Raw genomic sequence first — 20,627 nt, 5'->3', positions numbered from 1 at the left:
AACACTTTAAATCCTTATTGTTACATTAATGTGACAACATGAACAATGTTATCAATATGTCGTTCCCTCTCTATTCACTTTGACAATTTTATACAGAAGTCATAACATATTTTTATAATACGTAGATTTTTGAATTTTTTCTATTCATTCCATCATTTTATTACGGAGGGGTTATTCATGTCTGTATTTACACCAGAAGAAATTACGAAACTTGCTGCGAATTCAGGAAGGAAAAAAGGTCATTTATCATTGCTCCCTATACTAATTCTTGGTTTTTTTGGTGGTGCTTTTATCTCATTAGGGTATTTACTCGATATTCATGTTATTGGGACAATGCCAAAATATTGGGGATCATTTTCTAGTTTTCTAGGCGCTGCTGTATTCCCTATTGGTCTTATTCTCGTTATTCTTGCAGGCGGTGAACTAGTTACTGGTAACATGATGACAGTTTCTATGGCCTGGTTCCAAAAGAAAATTACTTTATTTTATTTCATACGAAATTTAGTTATTGTTACATTTAGCAATTTCATAGGAGCTGTATTCGTAGCCTATTTTTTCGGTCATATCGTCGGCTTAACTGAAGGAGCTTTTTTAGCGAAAACTATTTCTATCGCTCAAGCGAAACTACAAGATACACCATTGCAAGCATTTATTTCTGCAATCGGATGTAATTGGCTCGTTTGTTTAGCTGTTTGGCTCAGTATGGGAAGTAAAGAATTTATCGGAAAGATTATCGGTATTTGGTTCCCAGTTATGACTTTTGTTGCGATTGGATTTCAACACGTTGTAGCCAATATGTTTGTCATCCCAGCTGCGATTTTTGCCGGTCATTTCACTTGGGCTGAATATTTTCCAAACTTTATTTTTGTTTTCTTTGGAAATTTAGTAGGGGGTATGTTATTTGTAGCACTACCTTACTTCATATCTTATAATAAGAAACTACCTTCTCATCAAGAGAAGACTGAAATGAGGAACAAATCTCTATCCGCTTAAATGGAATGTCTATAAAGTGTCCTAAAAAATATTACAAATTTCATTTTTTTTGCGAATATATGTACGTACACTTGTTCTCGAATGTTTTATACGTTATAATAACAACTTAAATAGCATTATTTACATATGAGGTGAAAAACATGAACAAAACAGAATTAATTAAAAACGTAGCACAAAATGCTGAGATTTCTCAAAAAGAAGCTACTGTAGTTGTACAAACTGTAGTAGAATCAATCACTAACACTTTAGCTGCTGGTGAAAAAGTACAACTTATCGGATTCGGTACATTCGAAGTTCGCGAAAGAGCTGCTCGTACAGGCCGTAACCCACAAACTGGTGAAGAAATGCAAATCGCAGCTTCTAAAGTACCTGCTTTCAAAGCTGGTAAAGAACTAAAAGAAGCTGTAAAATAATGAAAAATATCCTTCTCATTTATGAGAAGGATATTTTTTTCATAACATAATTAATAAAAATCTGACCATTATGCTGTTTCTTTTGTTCTTTTATGCAAATAAAACCTTTACTTTTAAAAAAAGGTTTTGCGGTAATGCTCGCCTCTGTATATATCTCCCTATGCCCCAATTTCACTGCTTCTTTTTCTAACATCTGTAGTATGTATGAAGCGACTCTTTTCCCTTGATAATCTTTATGTGTAAATAAACGATCTACGTAATGATCATCGTTATAATCCCCAAATCCCAATATCACACCGTTATGATCCGCTACATAACTAATATTCTTCTCTAAAGACTTTAACCAGCTTTCTCTATCTAGTCGATTTGGTGCCCACGCCTGTAGCTGTAACTCATTATAATCTTTTGCATTAACCGTATGAACTGTCTCATAGAACAATTGTAATACTTGCTCTAAATCTTCTTTCTGAAATGTTCTAACTATAATATCTTTTAACATATATAAGTCTCCTTACCAAACTACCTCTTAACTTTTCTACTACATACGATTCCATATTTCTTCTTTATTATATCGTTTTAATTTCTATACGAACAAAAAAACAATACTTATTCAAAGTATTGTTTTTTAATTCTATTCAATTACTTTAATGTAGCTTTTTAAGACTTTAATTTAACTCTTTGTAATCTTAATGCATTTAATACAACGGATACAGAACTAAATGCCATCGCTGCTCCAGCAACCCAAGGTGCTAAGAAGCCTAATGCCGCGATTGGAATTCCTAACGCGTTATAAGCTAATGCCCAGAATAAATTTTGTTTAATATTTCTTATCGTCATTTTACTCATAAAGATCGCATCAGCAATACTATTTAAATCCCCACGGATTAACGTAATATCTGCCGCTTCCATCGCTACATCCGTTCCTGTTCCAATTGCCATACCGATATCCGCCGTAGCAAGAGCAGGAGCATCATTTATTCCATCTCCAACCATTGCTACTTTCTTACCTTGTGCTTGAAGTTTTTTCACTTCTTCTGCTTTTCCTTCTGGCAATACTTCTGCAATTACGTGATCAATACCAACTTGCTTTGCAATCGCCTGAGCAGTTTGTGTATTATCTCCTGTAATCATCACAACGTCTAGACCCATTTTTTTCAGTCTTGCGATAGCTGCTTTTGAAGTATCTTTCACAGTATCTGCAACGGCAACTATACCGGCATATTCTTTATCGATTGCAATAAGCATTGCTGTTTTTCCTTCTCGTTCTAGCGCTTCCATTGATTTAGAAACTTCTTCAATATCAATATTGAATTCCTTCATTAATCGACGTGTGCCAATTAATAATTGTTTTCCTTCTACAACTGATTCGATACCGAATCCTGGAATCGCTTCAAACGTTTCTGAACTTGGGATATCAATTTTCTTTTCTTTAATTCCTTCTACAATCGCTTCTGCAAGTGGATGTTCAGAATTTCTTTCTGCTGCCCCTACTAAACGTAGTATTTCTTCTTCACGGAATCCATCTGCTACAATTACATCTGTTAACACCGGCTTCCCGTTTGTCACAGTACCTGTTTTATCTAGAATAACTGTATCTAATCGGTGTGTTGCTTCTAAATGCTCCCCGCCCTTAAATAAAATACCATACTCAGCCGATCTTCCTGATCCTGCCATAATAGATGTAGGCGTTGCAAGCCCTAATGCACACGGACAAGCGATAACAAGTACGGCAATCATTTTCTCAAGTGCTCCGCCAAAATCACCAGGTGTAACAAATAGCATCCACACTGCAAATGTGATAATTGCAATCACAACTACAACTGGTACGAAAATACCTGAAATTTGATCTGCTACCCTTTGAATAGGAGCTTTTGAACCTTGAGCCTCTTCTACTACTTTAATAATTTGAGCTAATGCAGTATCTCTGCCTACCTTAGTGGCTTTCACTTTTAAAAACCCATTTTTATTTATTGTAGAACCGATTACTCCATCTCCAATTGTTTTATCAACCGGAATACTTTCGCCTGTTAACATCGATTCATCTATCGCTGACTTTCCTTCTACAATTTCCCCATCTACTGGGATTTTTTCACCAGGCTTTACATAGACGATATCACCAGCTACTACTTCTTCAATCAAAATTTTTATTTCTGTTCCATCTCGCACAACTGTAGCTGTCTTCGCTTGTAAACCCATCAATTTTTTAATCGCTTCTGATGAGCGCCCTTTTGCTTTCGCTTCAAATAATTTACCTAAAATAATTAATGTAATAAGTACCGCACTCGTTTCAAAATATAAATCTGTCATATGTTCCGAAGAACCAATAGATTGAATACTTAAATATACACTATAGAAATAGGCGGCCGACGTTCCAAGCGCCACGAGAACATCCATATTAGCACTTTTATTGCGTAACGCTTTATAAGCCCCAACATAAAACTGTCCACCAATGATAAATTGAACAGGAGTTGCAAGTGTTAGTTGCACCCAAGGGTTCATTAACATATCTGGTAAATAAATAAACGAAGTAAATGAGAAATGACTAACCATTGCCCACAATAATGGGAAAGATAAAATAAACGAAATAATAAACTTCTTCTTTTGTCGCTCAATTTCTTGTAATCGATGATCAGTTGATGCATCTTGATCATCTGGTTTCACTTCTAATTTATATCCTAGCTTCGTAATCACGCTCTTCATTTCATTTACATTAACTTCATCAGGATTAAAGTCTACTGTGGCTGATTCTAAAGCAAAATTTACTGTCGCCTTGTTCACACCATCTAACTTATTTAAACGCTTTTCAACTCTATTTGCACATGCTGCACATGTCATTCCTGAAACAGTAAATTCAGCTTTATCACTTACAATTCCATATCCTAACGATTCAACTTTTTCTTTAAATTGTTGCGGATTTGTTTTAGTTGGATCGTACATTATTTTTGTTTTTTCAAGCGCAAAATTTACATTTGCCTCATGAACACCTTCTACTTTTTTTAGACCTTTTTCAATTCTATTTGCACATGCCGCACATGTCATTCCTGATATTTGAAGATTGGCCTCTTTTTTTTCATTCATGTCTCTCACCTCTATATACCCTTATGAGGTATAATTATTAGCAAAATAAATCGTACTTCATTTAAAGTACGATTTATCTCCATATCTAAAAATAATTATTGAACATCGTATCCTTGATCTTCGATTACAGCAACGATATCTTTTAATGTTACAGCAGACGAATCGATAGTAACTTCAACAGTTCCTTCTGCTAATTGAACCTTCACTTGTTCAACACCGTTTAGCTCTTTCACACTGCTTTCGATAGCATTTACACAATGTCCACAAGACATACCTTCAACTTGTAATGTTAACTGTTCCATTTAAAATCCTCCTCTTGTTTATTCATTGTTTGTTAATCACAATTACATCTTACCATACCCCCCTAAGGTAATCAATGGTTTTATATCATGATTTTTCAATTATTTTCTAAAAGTTTATTTTACACACACTTTTTCACTACAATACACCAAAATCCAATATAAGGGTAAACAAAAAAACAAGCCAGTTAAATACTAGCTTGTTTTTACGCTTTTGAAAAACGTTCAAATACTGTCATTAATTCTTCAATTGCTTCGTCACCATTTCCATTTTTAATAGCTCCTGAAACACAATGACTCGTATGATTTTTGAGAACGCCCATTCCTACTTTTTTCATCGCTGCATTAATCGCTGAAATTTGCACTAAAATATCCACGCAATAACGATCATTTTCAATCATATTTTGAATACCGCGAACCTGTCCTTCAATTCTCTTTAATCTATTTATAATCTGTTCTTTTTCTTTTTCTGATCTATGTGTTACTGCTTCATTCTCTTTATGATCCATATTATCACCTTCTTAAAGTTTCTCTTCATCCAATAAAACAATTGTTTTTATGAGTATACCAATTATAGCATTAAATATCTACGCATGATACCCCATAAGAGTATATTTACACTTTATGCCTATTCTTAACAACTTATTAGCTTCTCAGCCTCAATTATCATGATACCCTTTCCTTTTTTCAAAAAAATAATAAGAGGGGATTATCCATCCCCTCTTATTATTCATCCATAAATACAAAAGTCTCAATTTATACGTGTATAAATTGAGACTTTTTTCCTTCTATATATAATTATTGCTGATCACATACTTTTTCATCATTCACTACTGAAGTTCCTTCCACGGTTACCGTATGAAAACAGTCATTTACACGAACTGTCACAACATTATCTTGCCGATCAATAACATGATATTCATTAAAATTTTTATTCAGAGCACTGCGAATTTGTTCTCCTTCATAAATTGGAATTCCATGTGATAAAACCCAAATAAGCCCAGCGATAGCAAGAATAGTTTTCATACGATCTACCTCCTTGAAAATATAGTGAACTTTTAATCCATGCTTTTGCAGCTCTACGAATCATGATTGGAATGAACTAAGCTTTTTTGGAAATAAGTTCATTTCGTCTATTTTATGTTTATGCTAATTGTGACCGAATTGTGACAACTTTTTGTCTCTTTAGACGAAAAGTTGAAACAAAACGTTCAAAAAGGACAATTCTACATATCAAAAAAGGTTATGGAACGTTTCATCCATAACCTTTTTAAGTCCAATCCTACAACTCATCCACCGTACTTCATGTGATCTTTGTAGAGTTGTTTTATTTTCATTCATTGACATCAAAGCAAAACTTCGAAAATACTTCCCACACAAGTTCATTTCTGCTACTTACCCCAGTCTTTTCAAAAATGGATTTTAAATGATCTTGTACCGTGTATATAGATATACAAAGTTCTTGGGCTAATTCCTTTGTCGACATACCTGTAAGAATTTTACGTATTACTTGCTTCTCACGTATTGTAAAACTATAAGCTTCCATAATAAGTGGAAAAATCTCTTCCGGTCTTGCTCTTTCGAATAGAACAATATAACCACCTTGAAAACTACTTGTACGTTCTAACTTACTAGCCCGAATGATTAAAAAATGGCCATAGGCTAAAGGTAGACAAACGTTTTCTTCTCTATTCATACACCCTACATTATACTCGTTAGCCTTTACTTTCGAACAAACCGCACGTATTGGCCTTGGTATTTCTTTTATATTTAACTGTTCATGCTTTCTAAGATTTGAAAGCCACTCGCTGCCACCTTGATTCCAATATAATACACTAAAATCCTCACTTACTATAATCGTACCTGTGCCTATCACCTTCTCTTCTGAAAAAGGTATAGAAACTGTCTTCTTTAAAGCCTCTCCAGCGATTGGGACTATCGTTGCTAAGTACTTACAATCATCGATATGAAAAGCGGGACTTATACTTCCTCGAAATAAACTAAGATGGCCATAACATTTCCCCTTACTCATACAAACGCCCCTTAATTCATCTCCAAAACTTGCTGGTTTTAAAATATTTCGGTATCTAGAGCTTTTCTTTTGTTCACCATTTGTCGCCATACTTAGAGAAGCAACATGAGGAGAGTGTTCTGTTAAACATTTAAATTTATTAAAATCATCTTCTAAAAATTCATTCATAAACAATTGTGGATGAATCTTTTCAACACTCTCATCGGTAAATGCCCCAGTAGATAAAAAAGAAATTGGGTCTATAGTTGTAAAACAAGCGGCGTCAAAATCAATAACTTTACGTATCAAGTGGAGAAATGACTCTTGAAATGATCTTATAGAACTTATATGATTCGCTACCATTTTAATTTCTTTCATTGTTTTTTCATGCATCCTCTTCCCCCCCAGATTTACGGGATTGTTCCCCTTCATAATTTCATTTCATAATAAACCTATAAAACACATACTTAGGAGGTTAAAAATGAATTGGAATGATACTACCGTAAATTCATATGAACAAAGAATTCCATGTAAAATCCCAGGCTACTACCACCTATATGAAATGATGAACCATTTTTTATTTACTACACTCCCTATAAAAAACATGAATCCAAATTTACTAGTTATAGGTGCTGGTGGCGGACAAGAAATTCTCTCAATAGGCAAACAAAATAACAACTTATCTTTTACAGGGGTCGATCCATCTGAAAGCATGCTACAGTTAGCTAAAAAAAGAATTAAAAACGAAGGCATACAAAACCATGTTCATCTTGTACATGGAACTATCCATACATTATTACCAAATCAGTTATTTGACGCTGCCACCTGTATGCTCGTCCTGCACTTCATTCCAACTAATAAGGAGAAAAAAGAACTTATTAATGATATTAGTAATCGCCTAAAGCCTGGTGCGCCATTCTTTCTCGCTTCAATAAATGGTGTGCCCCATACAAGTATGTTTTCTACACAATTACATGCTTGGCGCAATCATATGATGCAAAATCAAATTCCATTAGAAGATTGGGACCGATTTGAAAATTCTTTTGAAACAGAAATATTTCCTATTTCCGAAGCTAATTTATTAACTATTATCGAGGAATGTGGCTTTACTCAAATGACTCGCTTTTTCACTAGTTTTTTAATTGATGGATACGTTGCCTTTAAACAATAAGGAAAAAAGGTAAGCAATTGCTTACCTTTTTTCCTATACGTAACTAATAAATCTCAATCCTTTACTTAAAGACGTCGGCACAACAGATGCATGATTCTCTCCTTCAGCTTCATAAAACTTAAATTTAAGTTTATCGTGGTTTACTTGGAGAAGGCGCTCTGATAATTCATTTGCACCTACAACCATATGCTCTCGTTCTAGTGACCCAACTGTAAGGAACACTCCTGTTTCAAACTTAGCATTGTTTAATTCATGTATAAGGTTCTCTTCTTTTTCAAGTACAGATTTATTATTCCACCATATAGATGGACTACTAATAAAATAATTTTGAAAAGCATTTAAGTTTGTAAATAGTATATGGAGAGCAAATAGTCCACCTAAAGAATGCCCAAATAACGTTTGCTTACCTTTATCAATCTCAAAATTCTTTTCAATTTGTGGTTTCAGTTCTTCTTCAATAAAAGTAAAGAAATTATGTGCTCCTCCTGTTTTAGGCCACGGTTTACCATCTGGTTTTAAAGGAGCATCTTTTGAAATTACGCTAGGCGTAAAATCATAGCATCTTTCTTCCCCTGAAAATGCGCCTTCAATTGGATAACCCACTCCTACTATAACAGCTGGTGAAACACCGGTTTTTTCCGCTCTTACTGATTGTATTTTAACTGCTTCATGAAATGTTTGAAAAAAGGCATTGCCATCTAATACGTAAATGACAGGATATCCTGAATCCGGTGCTGGTTGCCTCGGCTTTGAAATATGAATTTGATATTCTTTACCTTTTAATTTTGAATACATTTTCCACTGCTCTGTATTAGATGTTATAATCTGCTGTTTTTCAACTGTAGTATTCACCCTATCCCCCCCTTTTTAACTTGTTACATATATTTCGATTTTTTCTTCTTGAGATACAACGCTATCATAACCGAAACAAACAGGAGCCCCGTTATACGGATCAATCATGACACGCGCATCAATATGAAATACTTCTTTTAACACTTCATTTGTAATGATTTCTTCTGGGCTACCAGTTATAACAATTTCTCCTTCCTTCATTGCAATAATTTCATCTGAAAACCTTGCTGCATGATTAATATCATGTAATACCATAACAACCGTACAATTATGTTCTTTATTTAACTTCTCCACAATTTGTAATACATCTAATTGATGAGACATATCAAGGTATGTAGTTGGCTCATCTAATAGCAACACTTCTGTCTCTTGTGCTAATGCCATCGCTAGCCATACCTTTTGTCTTTGACCGCCCGATAAATTTGCAATTTGTCTCGTCCGAAATTCAGAAGTTTTCGTTATATCTAATGCCCAATCAATCATTTCTTTATCTTTTGTCGTTAACTTATTTACGTTATTTCGATGTGGATAGCGTCCATAAGAAATTAATTCTTCCACTTTAAGTTCACCTGGTGCAATTGGCGTTTGCGGGAGTAAAGCTAACTGCTTCGCAATTTCTTTCGTTGGAATTGTATGTAAATCTTGCCCTTGCAAATATACTTTTCCGCTTTTTTGTTTTAAAATTCTTCCCATTGTTTTTAACAATGTCGATTTACCGCAACCGTTTGGACCTATAATTGTCGTTACTTTTCCTTCTTGTATTTCCACATTTAAATCGCGAAACACTGTAAGCTTTTCATAACTTGTTTCTAAATTTTTTGCACTTAAAATACTCACTTTTATTCCTCCTCTTACGCTTTCGCCTTATAAAGTAAATATAAGAAATACGGTACACCGACAATAGAAATAACGATTCCAACTGGTAGCTCTACAGGTGTGAAAACTGTTTTCGCAATAAAGTCTGAAGCAATTACAAGAAACATTCCTATTACGCCGCACGTAGGAATTATATACTTATGTTGAATACCGACAAGTCTTTTCGCTATATGCGGTGCCATTAGTCCAATAAAACCGATACTCCCTGAAACAGCAACACATGCGCTCACAAGTCCGATACTGCTTAACAGTAAAATCGATTTCTCTCTTTCTACTGAAACACCTAAACTTGTAATACTCGTTTCTTCCAATTGAAATAAATCTAATAAATAAGCTTTCTTTTGTATAAGCGGAATTAAGATAATAAGCCATGGTAACATAGCCACAATATACTTCCAGTTTGCACTATATATACTTCCAGACACCCACACTGCAGCCATCTCGAAATCGGTTGACTTCATTTTGAGTGATAAATACATAGAGAATGCTCCAAACCCTGAACCGATTGCAATCCCTGTTAATAACAGTCGTTGCGAATCTAACTTACCGTTTTTCCAAGAAAACAAATAAATGATTAGCGCTGCACCTAATCCACCTATTAAACCAAACATAGGCATCATCATTATAGAAATCCAATCTGTGCTCTTTAGTTGCCCTTGAAAGAAAAACATAAAAATAACGATGGCTGTTCCTGCTCCGGCGTTTACGCCTAAAATACCTGGGTCTGCCAATCCATTTCTTGTAATCCCTTGAATAACGGCACCCGCAACACCAAGGCCTAATCCTACTAATCCAGCAATTACAATACGCGGAAGGCGAAACTCAAAAATAACTAAATCATGTTCTGGTACTGGATCAATTCTAAAAAGTGTTTTAAATACATCTGTAATCGTAATATCAAACGTACCATTCGTTAAACTAATGTAAATGGCACATAGTATTAAAAATACAATAATCCCCATCGTCATTCCAAAACGTTGACTTGAACTTTTAAGCATGTCTCTCTCCTCCTCTTGTACGAATTAAATAAAGGAAGAAAGGAATTCCAATTAAAGATGTTACGACTCCAATTGGCGTTTCAAATGGATAATTTACAAATCTACTTAAAACATCACATAACGCTAAGAAAACGCCACCAATAACGCCTGCACATGGCAAAATCCACTTATAATCTACCCCAATTATAAAGCGAGTAATGTGCGGAATAATTAAACCTACAAAACCAACTTTCCCCACTAAAGCAACTGCTGTTCCTGTTAAAAAGATAACTGATAAAATTGCCATCGCTTTAACTAGTTTTGTACGCTGCCCTAAATTAATAGAAACCTCTTCGCCTAATGAAAGAATGGTAATAGATTTTGATATTAACAGCGCTAAAATTATTCCAATTATCCCAAACGGTATCGTGATTTTAATGATATTAGGATCTACTTGATCTAATTTTGCATTAAACCAAAAACTAACATTTTGAGAAATTTGAAAATATGAAGCCATTGCAGCCGATACACTGCTTAAAAATGTTCCAATAACTGTCCCTATAATCGCTAACCTAACTGGTGATAAGCCATTTTGAAGGAGCGAACCAAAACCAAACACGATACCGGCTCCTAGTGCAGAACCAATCATTGAACATAAAACCATACCAATTGATGACATTCCCGGAAGAAAGATCATACAAAGTGTAATAACAAAGGCAGCGCCATCCGTCACACCCATAATAGAAGGGGATGCAAGATAGTTTCTTGTCATCCCCTGCATAAGTGCTCCTGATATGGCTAGAAATGCTCCGACTAAAAGAGCTGCAACTACCCTTGGTAAACGTGAAGTAATAATAATATTATGATTTACATCGCTTGAATCAAAATGAAATAATGCGTTCCACACTGTTTCAGCATCAATACTTTTCGCCCCATACAAAATCGAAAGTATAACTGTAAATAAGATGAGTATGGGTGCTATACATAATATGGTTACTGGTACTGCATTTGTTTTCTGCATATCATTCAACGCACCTTACTTATTGTATTATTTAGATAAATTTTTCACTGCTTCTTTTAAGAATGCTGTTTTACTCCAAGCAGTACCACCTTGTGCCATTGGATCTACAACATTTACAAATACTTTCTTTTCCTTCGCAGCATTCATACTTTGCCAAATTGGATTACTTTCAATTTCTTCTAACACTTTCGGGTTTTTATTTTCACTTGCCTCATATTGTAAGAAAATATAATCTGGGTTAAGTTCAGCAAGTTTTTCAAATGAAATTTTCTCTTGTGCTTTTACAGTTTTCAATTGTTCTGGAGCAGTTAGTCCAAGATCTTTATAAATTACAGGGTTGAAGTATACTCCATCTGGATATAAGAATAATTCGTTTGCTCTTAATCTAATGACAAGTACTTTTTTATCTTTTAACTTATCTCCTAGTTTTGCTTTTGCTTTTTCAGCGTCCGAATTGTAGTCTTTAATAATTTTTTCTGCTTTATCTTTTTTACCAGTTAATTCTCCCATTAACTTTAAGTTATCTTCCCAATTTGTTGAAACGTGTGATACCGGGAATGTAGGAGCTACTTTCGTAAACTTTTCAGCTGTTTCTGCTGGGAATTTCGTACTCGATGTAATAACATCTGGTTTTAATTGTAGTAATGTTTCGAAATTTGGTTGCATTTTCTCACCAACAGATTTCGCACCTTCTAACTCTTTTTCAAGGTATTTTGGTAATTTACCACCTACAGTAATGGCACCAACTGGTTTAATTCCAAGTACCGCCGCATCTTCCATTGACTCTAAACTAGCTGTCGCAATTTTATCTACTTTTGCTGGCACTGTATATTCTTTACCTAAATATGTAATTTTTCGTTTTTCATCTTTTTTCGTTTCCGTAGCTTTTGTCTGTTGTTTTTGCTCGCCTGAAGTTTTATCCGCACTATTACATGCCGCTAAACCTACACTTAAAACTGTAATCATCCCTAAAGTAAATAATTTCTTGTTCATCTTTATATGTCTCCTCTCGAATTTTCAAACTATATTCTCAATAAAATTTAACTATATGAACCTTGTCTCAAATATATATTTCATTAGATTAATAATTTTATCCAGAACTCATTCACGTTCACTTCCCCTAGACTATAATTCTTTTACACCTTCACCACTTGATAACCGTTTCTACTGATAATGATTATCGTTACTAAGTATATATTTAATATGAAATTATTTCAAGAATGATTTGAAAAATTTTAACAAACTGAATTAAAAAAAGAAGTATCCGCCTGATTTTAGGGAGATACTTCTTTTTTTAGAAATTTATATGTAATTCAACTGGACAATGGTCTGATCCCATTACTTCACTATTAATTTTCGCTTCTGTTATTTGGTCTTTCATTCTTTCCGAAACAACAAAATAATCTAAACGCCATCCGATATTTTTCGCTCTCGCGCCCATACGATACGACCACCACGAGTATGCACCTTCTTGATCAGAATAAAGGTAACGATACGTATCAATAAATCCTTCTTCTAAAATACATGTAAATTTCTCTCGTTCCTCATCGGAGAATCCAGGGTTTTTACGATTACTTTTTGGATTTTTCAAATCGATTTCTTTATGAGCAACATTTAGGTCTCCACAAAAAATAACTGGTTTTTTCTCATCTAATCGTTTGATATAGGATCTGAAATCATCTTCCCATTTCATTCTGTAATCTAATCGTTCTAATCCACGTTTTGAATTTGGTGTATATAACGTGATCATGTAAAAATCTTCGAATTCTAATGTAATAAGTCGCCCTTCTTGATCATGCTCTTCAATTTCTAAGCCGTATGTAACAGAAAGCGGTTCTTTTTTTGTAAAAATAGCCGTTCCCGAATACCCTTTTTTCACAGCGTAATTCCAGTATGTATAATATCCCTCTAGATTTAAATCAATTTGGCCACTTTGCAATTTAATCTCTTGCAGACAAAATATATCTGCATTAGATTCTTCGAGATATTCTAAAAATCCACCCTTTGCAATAACTGCACGTAAACCATTTACATTCCATGAAATTAACTTCACTTATAGTCCTCCTCTTGATGTTCACTTTCAAAGTTCATGCTATCACAAAATAGAAAAACAATCATATGTTCATCTTTGTAATCTTGCTCTTACATTTGTAAATACGTACATACGCACTTTATTCAGGTTATACTACTTTCAGAGGTGATGTTTTTGCACAATGAAGGGTTAACATTAACGAGTGAGTATTGGCATGCAATTATTCATAATGATTCTTCCTATGATAGCAAATTCTTTTATGCTGTGAAATCAACTGGAATCTTTTGCAGGCCATCATGCAAATCAAGAATACCGAATAGAAACAATGTACGAATTTTTCATCATGCAGAACAAGCATTAAGTGAAAACTTTCGCCCGTGCAAACGTTGTAAGCCAAACGGGATCACTTTACCTAATGAAGAGTGGGTAGAACAAATTAAAGACTATATCGAAAAGCATTATGACGAATCCTTAACTCTCGACATGCTTGCGGAAATGTGTCATGGTAGCCCTTTTCATTTACAGCGTACTTTCAAAAGAATAATAGGGCTAACTCCTATAGAATATATACAACAATTCAGGGTTCTTAAAGCAACCGAATACCTTTTACACACAAATCAATCTATTAAAGAAATTAGTACTGCTGTCGGGATAGAAAACCCAGAGTATTTCGCAACTTTATTTAAAAAGAAAACCGGATTTACTCCTACTGAATATCGAAAAAAGAACGAAATGAAAGAGGGATACGATAATGAATTCCTACAAAAATAATTATATATATTGGACGCTACTTACACATAAAAATTGGCGATTTCATATTGCTGCAACTGAAAATGGACTATGTTTCATTGGATCACAAGACGAAAACTTTGAAGAATTAAATATATGGGCTAGAAAAAAACTGCCCCAACATATATTGATCCATAGTCCAGATTACTTGCAAATATATACGAAAGAAATTATCGAATATTTAGAAAGCAAGCGAGAAACTTTTACATTCCCTATCGATGCTTATGGAACTAATTTTCAATCATCTGTTTGGAATGCGGTACGTGAAATTCCTTATGGAAAGACCTATTCTTATACAGAAATTGCTGAAAGAATTCAAAAACCTAAAGCTGTGCGCGCCGTTGCTTCTGCTATTGCTGCTAACCCTCTTCTTATTACCATTCCTTGTCACCGCGTTATTGGGAAGAATGGGAAACTAACCGGATTTAGGGGTGGATTAGAAATGAAGAAAAAATTGCTTACATTAGAAAAGTTGCAGGTGGAATTCATATGACAGCAGAATATAATAGCGCATTATCTATAGCAGTTCCAAAAGAATTTTGTTTCCAAGAAAATTTACGTTATCTATCACGTTCTAACAATGAATGTATGTTCCATATTGAAGATAACAAAATTTATAAAGTTATCCCTGTTCAAGATATAAATCCTTTAGTTGAAATTAGTGTGAATACAGATGGCAATATTCAAATACTTTGTTTAGAAGAATCATTCACATCTGAAAAATCGATACGTGAAGCTGTAGCTAACTATGTAAAAGGATGGTTTGATTTAACTACTGATTTAGCCCCCTTTTATACATTAGCTAAACATGATTTACTCCTTCAAGGACCAATTGAACAATATTATGGCCTTCGTACTTTAGGTATTCCAGACTTATTTGAGGCACTTTCCTGGGGAATTATCGGTCAACAAATTAACCTAACATATGCTTATACGCTAAAAAGAAGATTAGTTGAGCAATTTGGAAGTTATGTAGAATGGGACGGTAGAAAGCATTGGATATTCCCATCACCTGAAACAATTGCAAATCTACATGTAGAAGATCTCCAACAATTAAAAATGACGACTAGAAAATGTGAATATTTAATCGGTATTGCGAAGCTTATCACAGAGGGAAAACTATCAAAAGAGGATTTACTGCAAACACAAGATGTAAAGGTTGCTGAGAAACAATTAACCGCTATCCATGGTATAGGCCCATGGACTGCCAACTATGTTTTAATGCGTTGTTTAAGATTTCCTTCAGCTTTTCCAATTGATGATGTTGGTCTGCATAATGCAATTAAATTTATAACAGGTTCCGAAAATAAACCGACTAAAAATGAAATAAAAGATTTCGCGGCAAACTGGGCTAATTGGGAGTCTTATGCGACTTTTTATTTATGGCGAGTACTATATTAAAAGAACCAAGTAGCACATTCGTACTACTTGGTTCTTTTTTAAGCTTGCTCCTCAAAACGTCTTGCAATTTCTACAATAACTTGAACGGCTTTTTCCATATTATCTACCGAAACATACTCAAATTTACCGTGATAGTTTTCACCACCAGTGAAAATATTCGGCGTCGGTAATCCCATATATGATAATTGTGATCCATCTGTGCCTCCGCGAATCGGATGAATATTTGGTTCAATGTCTAAACTTTTCATTGCTTCATATGCAATATCAACAATTTCTCTTACCGGTTCAATTTTTTCAAGCATGTTATAGTATTGATCATTCATTTCTAAGACGACTGCATCTTCACCATACTTTTCTTGCATATTCTTCACAATATTTTTAACGTTATTTTTACGTGCCTCAAAATTTTCACGATCAAAGTCTCGAACAATATAATACGCTTTACTTTGCTCAACATCACCATTTAAAGAAAGTAAATGATAGAATCCTTCATAGCCTTCTGTATATTCTGGCGCCTCTTCTACTGGTAAATGCCCATTAAACTCCATAGCCAGTTTAGTTGCATTGCGCATTTTATTTTTCGCTGTTCCAGGATGTGTATTCGTTCCGTTAAACGTTAACTTAGCACCTGCAGCATTAAAACTTTCATACTCTAAACCACCTAATGGACCTCCATCCATCGTATAAGCGAATGATGCACCAAACGCTTCTACATCAAAATGCGCTGGCCCACGACCAATTTCTTCATCCGGTGTAAATGCTACTCTTATTTTCCCGTGCTTAATTTGCGGATTATGTATTAAATGGTTCATTGCAACCATAATTTCTGTAAGACCAGCTTTATCATCTGCTCCTAGAAGTGTTGTACCATCAGTTGTAATAATGGTATGCCCTTTATATGATGGTAATTCCGGGAACTGCTCTGGTGTTAACACAACATTTAGCTCTTCATTTAACGTAATTGCATTACCATCAAAATTTTCATGAATTTGTGGCTTGACGTTTTTCCCTGTAAAGTCTGTTGCCGTATCTAAATGAGCTAAAAATCCGATTACAGGAACATCCTTGTCCGTATTAGCTGGAAGTGTTGCCATTACATAGCCATTATCATCCATCATTACTTCTGTTAACCCAATTTCTTTTAGCTCTTCCACTAATAACTTACCAAACTCAATTTGTCCTGGTGTTGTTGGTACTGTATGGCTTTCTTCATTTGATTGCGTATCAATTTTTACATATCTCGTAAATCTTTCAATAAGTTCTTGTTTCAAGTTCATTCACTCCCTTTTACGTTTCTCTCTCCATTATAATCCTTAAAACGAAATATTTTAACTTTTTTGACTGTGAAGATACATATTTCATTTACATTGTTAACATTTTTAAACGAATGATAAAAAGACATAATATTTGTACATTAAAACCGTAACAGGTAACATACATAATTATAAAATATGGGAGGTTTTAAAGATGAGGCTAACTCTCTTTCGCTATTTTCTTTTTTTCTTAGGATTAATTTTCTTTGGCCTTGGAAATGCTCTTGCGGTCAAAGTTAAATTTCTAGGCTTGCACCCTTGGGAAGTTTTAAATATGGCTCTCTACCAAAAGTTTGGATGGACCATTGGTACGTGGAGTGTCATATGTGGGTTATGTCTCGTTCTAATATCTTTACTAGTAGATCGAAAATATATAAATGTCGGTACATTTTTGAATGCACTACTTATCGGTCCCATTATGGACTTTTTCTTACAATCAAACATGCTTCCAGACGCTAGTAATTATTTATGGATAAACTTACTCATTTTATTTTCTGGTATTGCCATTACAGGTATCGGGGGAGGGATGTACGTTGCAGCTGGGATTGGCGCTGGCCCTCGTGATGGATTCATGCTTACTATTTCCGACAAAACAGGACTTTCTATTAGCCGTGCTAGAATCATAGTAGAATGTATTGTACTAGTTGTTGGATTTATGCTAGGCGGTCCTGTTTTCATCGTAACTTTTCTGTACACCTTTATTCAAAGTCCAATCTTTCAGCAATCATTTAAGATGTTTCAAACACTTTTACATACTTTACATAACAAAAAGAAAATTAGTGAACATATTTAAAGTACTGCTTAATGCAAATAAATTCACCCTATTTACGACTCCCGCCGCAAATAGGGTGTTTCTGTTTTTATCTCGCAATTTAAGAATATATAATACTACTCATTCACAATAAAAGTATATACATCATCATAAATACAACCATTTACTTTAATCACATACTTCCCAGGTTTATTAAAACTAATTGTGTATTTATTTAACTGAATTGCTTCTTTATCTCCAGAAAGAATATCAATACTTCTGCCACTTAATACATACAATTCATTTAGATCCATCGTTACATCAATTGTATTGAAATTTTCCACTTTCACTTGCTGTGCTTCCGCAACGCTTACACTTGGTTCTAAAAACAGTAGTCCACTTAATCCAATCGTCCCCGCTAAAGCAACTCCCGCAAACTTTTTAATCTGTTTCATTACAATGACCTCCTTATAGATTTTGCGTAAAGGTGATGTCCCCCTTACACCACAAAGCCTATATGTAATGAAATGAAAAGTAAACGGGGACTGTAAGACAAAATTCTACATCTTTTTCTCCTATTGAATATAAATCCAACGTTTGGAGTTTTGACACATTTAAAATTGTTTCCCTAAACCAATTCCCCCATAATTTATTCAAATACTGAATAATTACTTATTGATTTAACATTCTAAAAATAGTTGATAAAGATGCTTTCTATTCAAAAAAAGACTTTGCTATAAAAGTAACTTTTACAACAAAATCCATGCAACTAATTTTATTCCGCTTTCCATAATCTCTCTACATTCATTAATTGTTCTTCTTTAAACTCCATCTTATATATATCCGGTTTTGACGTATTCATTAAAAATTCAAAACCATATTGTTTATCAAAATAGTTCATCATTAATGTCATGACAAGCCCATGTGTACCAATTACAATTTTGCGTCCTTGAAAATCTATTAAGATTTCTTTTAATACTTTCACTACTCTTCTCTGGCAATCTGCATATGACTCTCCTTCTGTTCGTGAAAAGTCCGGATTAGAGAACATCTTCTGTACAAGTGGATACACCTCTTTGTCTGATATAACCTGACCCTCACTTGAAAACATACACTCTTTAAGATTTTCATATATTACTATTTCTTTTTCATGGAAATTAGCTGACTCCTCTATCGTTAACATAGCCCGATTATAGGGACTGGAAATAAAAGTATCAATTTTCTCCGCTTTTAATATGTCAGTTACTCTACGGGCATCCATACGTCCCTTCTCAGTTAACCCGCGCATTCTTTCATTTCCTTCTAGTTTTGGTGATTCACCATGTCTAACCATATAAATATATGTGCTCATAATTTCTCCTTAAAATTGTTTATTAGTTAATACATCACGTTCATTTATCCCATTTCAACACTTAAGTGTAATACTAAAATACTTTATAAAATGTGCTGATTTGTTCGTCTAATCCATTCTCCTACTAAACTCTCAAATAATTCAGGCTGCTCAATTTGCAAATTATGCCCTGCCATATCTAACACTGCTAATGTTGCCCTGGGATATTCTTCAATAATTTCTATAATATTTTGATAACCTACTGATATATCTTGTCTTCCAGTCAGTAAAAGAACGGGCTTTTCATATTTTTCACGCTGAAAATCCATAGTAAGAGAGTAATTCTTTTGCAACCTTTCAATAAATTCATAATTAGCAACATCTAACCCAGGCTTAATTTCTTCTTTAAATCGCGTATATGTATATTCATTTGCTATTACAGCTAACTCACAAAATTTCTCTCTTTCCGTGGAAGTAAGCGTATTTAAAAATTCCTCATCTTGTACAATTACCTGTTTATCTGGAAGAATCCTTTTTTCTGGCTCCGCTACAACAACAGGACATACTAATAGTAATCCGCTAACTCTCTCAAACATCTTTGTAAGTATACCTTTGGCTAAATAGCCTCCATATGATTCTCCTACCAATAAAAATTTTACAGTAGAAATGATTTCCTCAATAAATGTGATAAGCACTTCTACTATACGATCTGAACTATTTATCCAATTTGGAGCGTTCGATTTCCCCATACCAGGTAAATCAATATATATTCGCTTATAACCTTCATATTTCTGAAATACTGATTCCATACATTTCATCATTAACCTATGATCAGGGGCGCAGCCATGTATGATAATGACCGGTTTACCCTCTCCCACAATTTCATAGTATATTTCTGCATCTTTAATTCGATATATCATAAAAAAACCTCCCTATTTAGTGGCAATACTATCCACTCTGTAAGAATACACGTTCTTATTCTATATCCTTTCCCTATATTTTCACAAATGTTAATTTTCAGATTTAAAATAAAAATCTCGCCTAAAAAATCCTCATCATTTTATATGCAATTTTGCATCTCCACTTACAAATCACTAAAAAAACTTTACAATTCAAAGGATGACTAAATATACAATTTCTATTTAAAATCTTGATACAGTCTATACTATCAACCACAATGTTTTTTTAACTTTAAGAATACTTACACTATTTAACACTTTCCTTATAAACATGATTTTTATAAGGAAATCTGATACAATTCTTAAATAATATTATTATGTATAGATATAACGAACATAGTACATAATTAAAGAAGGTGAT

At 34.0% G+C, this 20,627-nt stretch carries 23 protein-coding genes; 7 read left to right on the top strand and 16 right to left on the bottom strand.

Annotated elements, in window-relative coordinates; all coding sequences use genetic code 11:
* The first annotated feature begins 177 nt into the window (after positions 1-177).
* Positions 178-993 (top strand): formate/nitrite transporter family protein, encoded by an 816-nt coding sequence (locus tag MR160_RS15180; protein WP_242297663.1) that lies wholly within the window; start codon positions 178-180, stop codon positions 991-993.
* Between the two features lie 140 nt (positions 994-1,133).
* A complete protein-coding gene (locus MR160_RS15175; RefSeq protein WP_001043904.1) occupies positions 1,134-1,406 on the top strand; it encodes an HU family DNA-binding protein in 273 nt (90 codons plus the stop codon).
* Positions 1,407-1,425: 19 nt separating this feature from the next.
* Here the strand turns inward: MR160_RS15175 and MR160_RS15170 are convergent, their stop codons facing one another.
* From MR160_RS15170 to MR160_RS15145, 6 genes are all read right to left on the bottom strand, one after another.
* Complete coding sequence (locus MR160_RS15170; RefSeq protein ID WP_000910172.1) at positions 1,426-1,905, bottom strand: GNAT family N-acetyltransferase; 480 nt, start codon at positions 1,903-1,905, stop codon at positions 1,426-1,428.
* A 158-nt stretch (positions 1,906-2,063) separates the two neighbouring features.
* Positions 2,064-4,484: a heavy metal translocating P-type ATPase gene (locus MR160_RS15165; RefSeq protein WP_001003184.1), complete on the bottom strand. Its 2,421-nt coding sequence runs from the start codon at positions 4,482-4,484 to the stop codon at positions 2,064-2,066.
* A gap of 95 nt (positions 4,485-4,579) precedes the next feature.
* On the bottom strand, positions 4,580-4,786 hold the full coding sequence (gene copZ / locus MR160_RS15160; protein ID WP_000436973.1) for a copper chaperone CopZ: 207 nt from the start codon (positions 4,784-4,786) through the stop codon (positions 4,580-4,582).
* Between the two features lie 203 nt (positions 4,787-4,989).
* Complete coding sequence (locus MR160_RS15155; protein WP_000349643.1) at positions 4,990-5,292, bottom strand: metal-sensing transcriptional repressor; 303 nt, start codon at positions 5,290-5,292, stop codon at positions 4,990-4,992.
* 289 nt (positions 5,293-5,581) lie between these two features.
* Positions 5,582-5,809, bottom strand: coding sequence for a hypothetical protein (locus MR160_RS15150; RefSeq protein ID WP_000849105.1), 228 nt, complete (start codon positions 5,807-5,809; stop codon positions 5,582-5,584).
* 307 nt (positions 5,810-6,116) lie between these two features.
* Positions 6,117-7,187, bottom strand: coding sequence for a helix-turn-helix transcriptional regulator (locus MR160_RS15145; protein ID WP_000544759.1), 1,071 nt, complete (start codon positions 7,185-7,187; stop codon positions 6,117-6,119).
* 88 nt (positions 7,188-7,275) lie between these two features.
* Here MR160_RS15145 and MR160_RS15140 point away from each other — a divergent pair, with 88 nt between their 5' ends.
* Positions 7,276-7,965 (top strand): class I SAM-dependent methyltransferase, encoded by a 690-nt coding sequence (locus MR160_RS15140; protein ID WP_044782941.1) that lies wholly within the window; start codon positions 7,276-7,278, stop codon positions 7,963-7,965.
* A gap of 33 nt (positions 7,966-7,998) precedes the next feature.
* On the opposite strand, the gene MR160_RS15135 is transcribed toward MR160_RS15140, so the two are convergent.
* The 6 genes from MR160_RS15135 to MR160_RS15110 all read right to left on the bottom strand — a co-directional run bounded on the left by MR160_RS15135 (position 7,999) and on the right by MR160_RS15110 (position 13,744).
* Positions 7,999-8,817: an alpha/beta hydrolase gene (locus MR160_RS15135; protein WP_001098706.1), complete on the bottom strand. Its 819-nt coding sequence runs from the start codon at positions 8,815-8,817 to the stop codon at positions 7,999-8,001.
* 15 nt (positions 8,818-8,832) lie between these two features.
* Positions 8,833-9,654 (bottom strand): ABC transporter ATP-binding protein, encoded by an 822-nt coding sequence (locus tag MR160_RS15130; protein ID WP_000025762.1) that lies wholly within the window; start codon positions 9,652-9,654, stop codon positions 8,833-8,835.
* Between the two features lie 14 nt (positions 9,655-9,668).
* Positions 9,669-10,691 (bottom strand): FecCD family ABC transporter permease, encoded by a 1,023-nt coding sequence (locus MR160_RS15125; protein ID WP_000920455.1) that lies wholly within the window; start codon positions 10,689-10,691, stop codon positions 9,669-9,671.
* Positions 10,684-11,691, bottom strand: coding sequence for a FecCD family ABC transporter permease (locus MR160_RS15120; RefSeq protein WP_001173054.1), 1,008 nt, complete (start codon positions 11,689-11,691; stop codon positions 10,684-10,686). The genes MR160_RS15125 and MR160_RS15120 overlap by 8 nt, the downstream gene beginning before the upstream one ends.
* 27 nt (positions 11,692-11,718) lie before the next feature.
* Positions 11,719-12,684, bottom strand: a complete 966-nt coding sequence (locus MR160_RS15115) for an iron-hydroxamate ABC transporter substrate-binding protein (protein WP_098900202.1) — start codon at positions 12,682-12,684, stop codon at positions 11,719-11,721.
* Positions 12,685-12,985: 301 nt separating this feature from the next.
* The gene (locus tag MR160_RS15110; protein ID WP_000767606.1) at positions 12,986-13,744 is read right to left on the bottom strand and encodes an exodeoxyribonuclease III; all 759 of its coding nucleotides are present in this window, start codon (positions 13,742-13,744) and stop codon (positions 12,986-12,988) included.
* Between the two features lie 153 nt (positions 13,745-13,897).
* Here MR160_RS15110 and MR160_RS15105 point away from each other — a divergent pair, with 153 nt between their 5' ends.
* Genes MR160_RS15105 through MR160_RS15095 form a run of 3 tightly spaced genes read left to right on the top strand, consistent with a single transcriptional unit; the run spans position 13,898 to position 15,913 of the window.
* Positions 13,898-14,494 carry a bifunctional transcriptional activator/DNA repair enzyme AdaA gene (locus tag MR160_RS15105; protein WP_000551298.1) on the top strand — a complete coding sequence of 199 codons (597 nt, stop codon included), beginning with the start codon at positions 13,898-13,900 and terminating at the stop codon, positions 14,492-14,494.
* Positions 14,475-15,005, top strand: coding sequence for a methylated-DNA--[protein]-cysteine S-methyltransferase (locus MR160_RS15100; protein ID WP_001089834.1), 531 nt, complete (start codon positions 14,475-14,477; stop codon positions 15,003-15,005). The genes MR160_RS15105 and MR160_RS15100 overlap by 20 nt, the downstream gene beginning before the upstream one ends.
* Complete coding sequence (locus tag MR160_RS15095; RefSeq protein WP_242297662.1) at positions 15,002-15,913, top strand: DNA-3-methyladenine glycosylase; 912 nt, start codon at positions 15,002-15,004, stop codon at positions 15,911-15,913. The genes MR160_RS15100 and MR160_RS15095 overlap by 4 nt, the downstream gene beginning before the upstream one ends.
* Before the next feature lie 38 nt (positions 15,914-15,951).
* Here the strand turns inward: MR160_RS15095 and pepT are convergent, their stop codons facing one another.
* Complete coding sequence (pepT, locus tag MR160_RS15090; protein ID WP_000807003.1) at positions 15,952-17,184, bottom strand: peptidase T; 1,233 nt, start codon at positions 17,182-17,184, stop codon at positions 15,952-15,954.
* A gap of 196 nt (positions 17,185-17,380) precedes the next feature.
* Between pepT and MR160_RS15085 the strand changes: the two genes are divergently transcribed.
* Positions 17,381-18,019, top strand: a complete 639-nt coding sequence (locus MR160_RS15085; RefSeq protein WP_001241258.1) for a YczE/YyaS/YitT family protein — start codon at positions 17,381-17,383, stop codon at positions 18,017-18,019.
* A gap of 95 nt (positions 18,020-18,114) precedes the next feature.
* Here MR160_RS15085 and MR160_RS15080 read toward each other — a convergent pair whose 3' ends face one another.
* The 3 genes from MR160_RS15080 to MR160_RS15070 all read right to left on the bottom strand — a co-directional run bounded on the left by MR160_RS15080 (position 18,115) and on the right by MR160_RS15070 (position 20,227).
* Positions 18,115-18,432, bottom strand: a complete 318-nt coding sequence (locus tag MR160_RS15080; protein WP_000809494.1) for a hypothetical protein — start codon at positions 18,430-18,432, stop codon at positions 18,115-18,117.
* Between the two features lie 320 nt (positions 18,433-18,752).
* Positions 18,753-19,328 carry a histidine phosphatase family protein gene (locus MR160_RS15075; RefSeq protein WP_097891015.1) on the bottom strand — a complete coding sequence of 192 codons (576 nt, stop codon included), beginning with the start codon at positions 19,326-19,328 and terminating at the stop codon, positions 18,753-18,755.
* 83 nt (positions 19,329-19,411) lie between these two features.
* Positions 19,412-20,227, bottom strand: a complete 816-nt coding sequence (locus MR160_RS15070; RefSeq protein WP_097891013.1) for an alpha/beta fold hydrolase — start codon at positions 20,225-20,227, stop codon at positions 19,412-19,414.
* Positions 20,228-20,627: the final 400 nt, after the last annotated feature.

The sequence above is a fragment of the Bacillus cereus group sp. BfR-BA-01382 genome (genome assembly GCF_022663475.1).
Lineage (GTDB): Bacteria > Bacillota > Bacilli > Bacillales > Bacillaceae_G > Bacillus_A > Bacillus_A thuringiensis_S.
The sequence above is the reverse complement of the archived record's forward strand: the minus strand, read 5'-3'. Positions and strand labels throughout refer to the sequence as shown.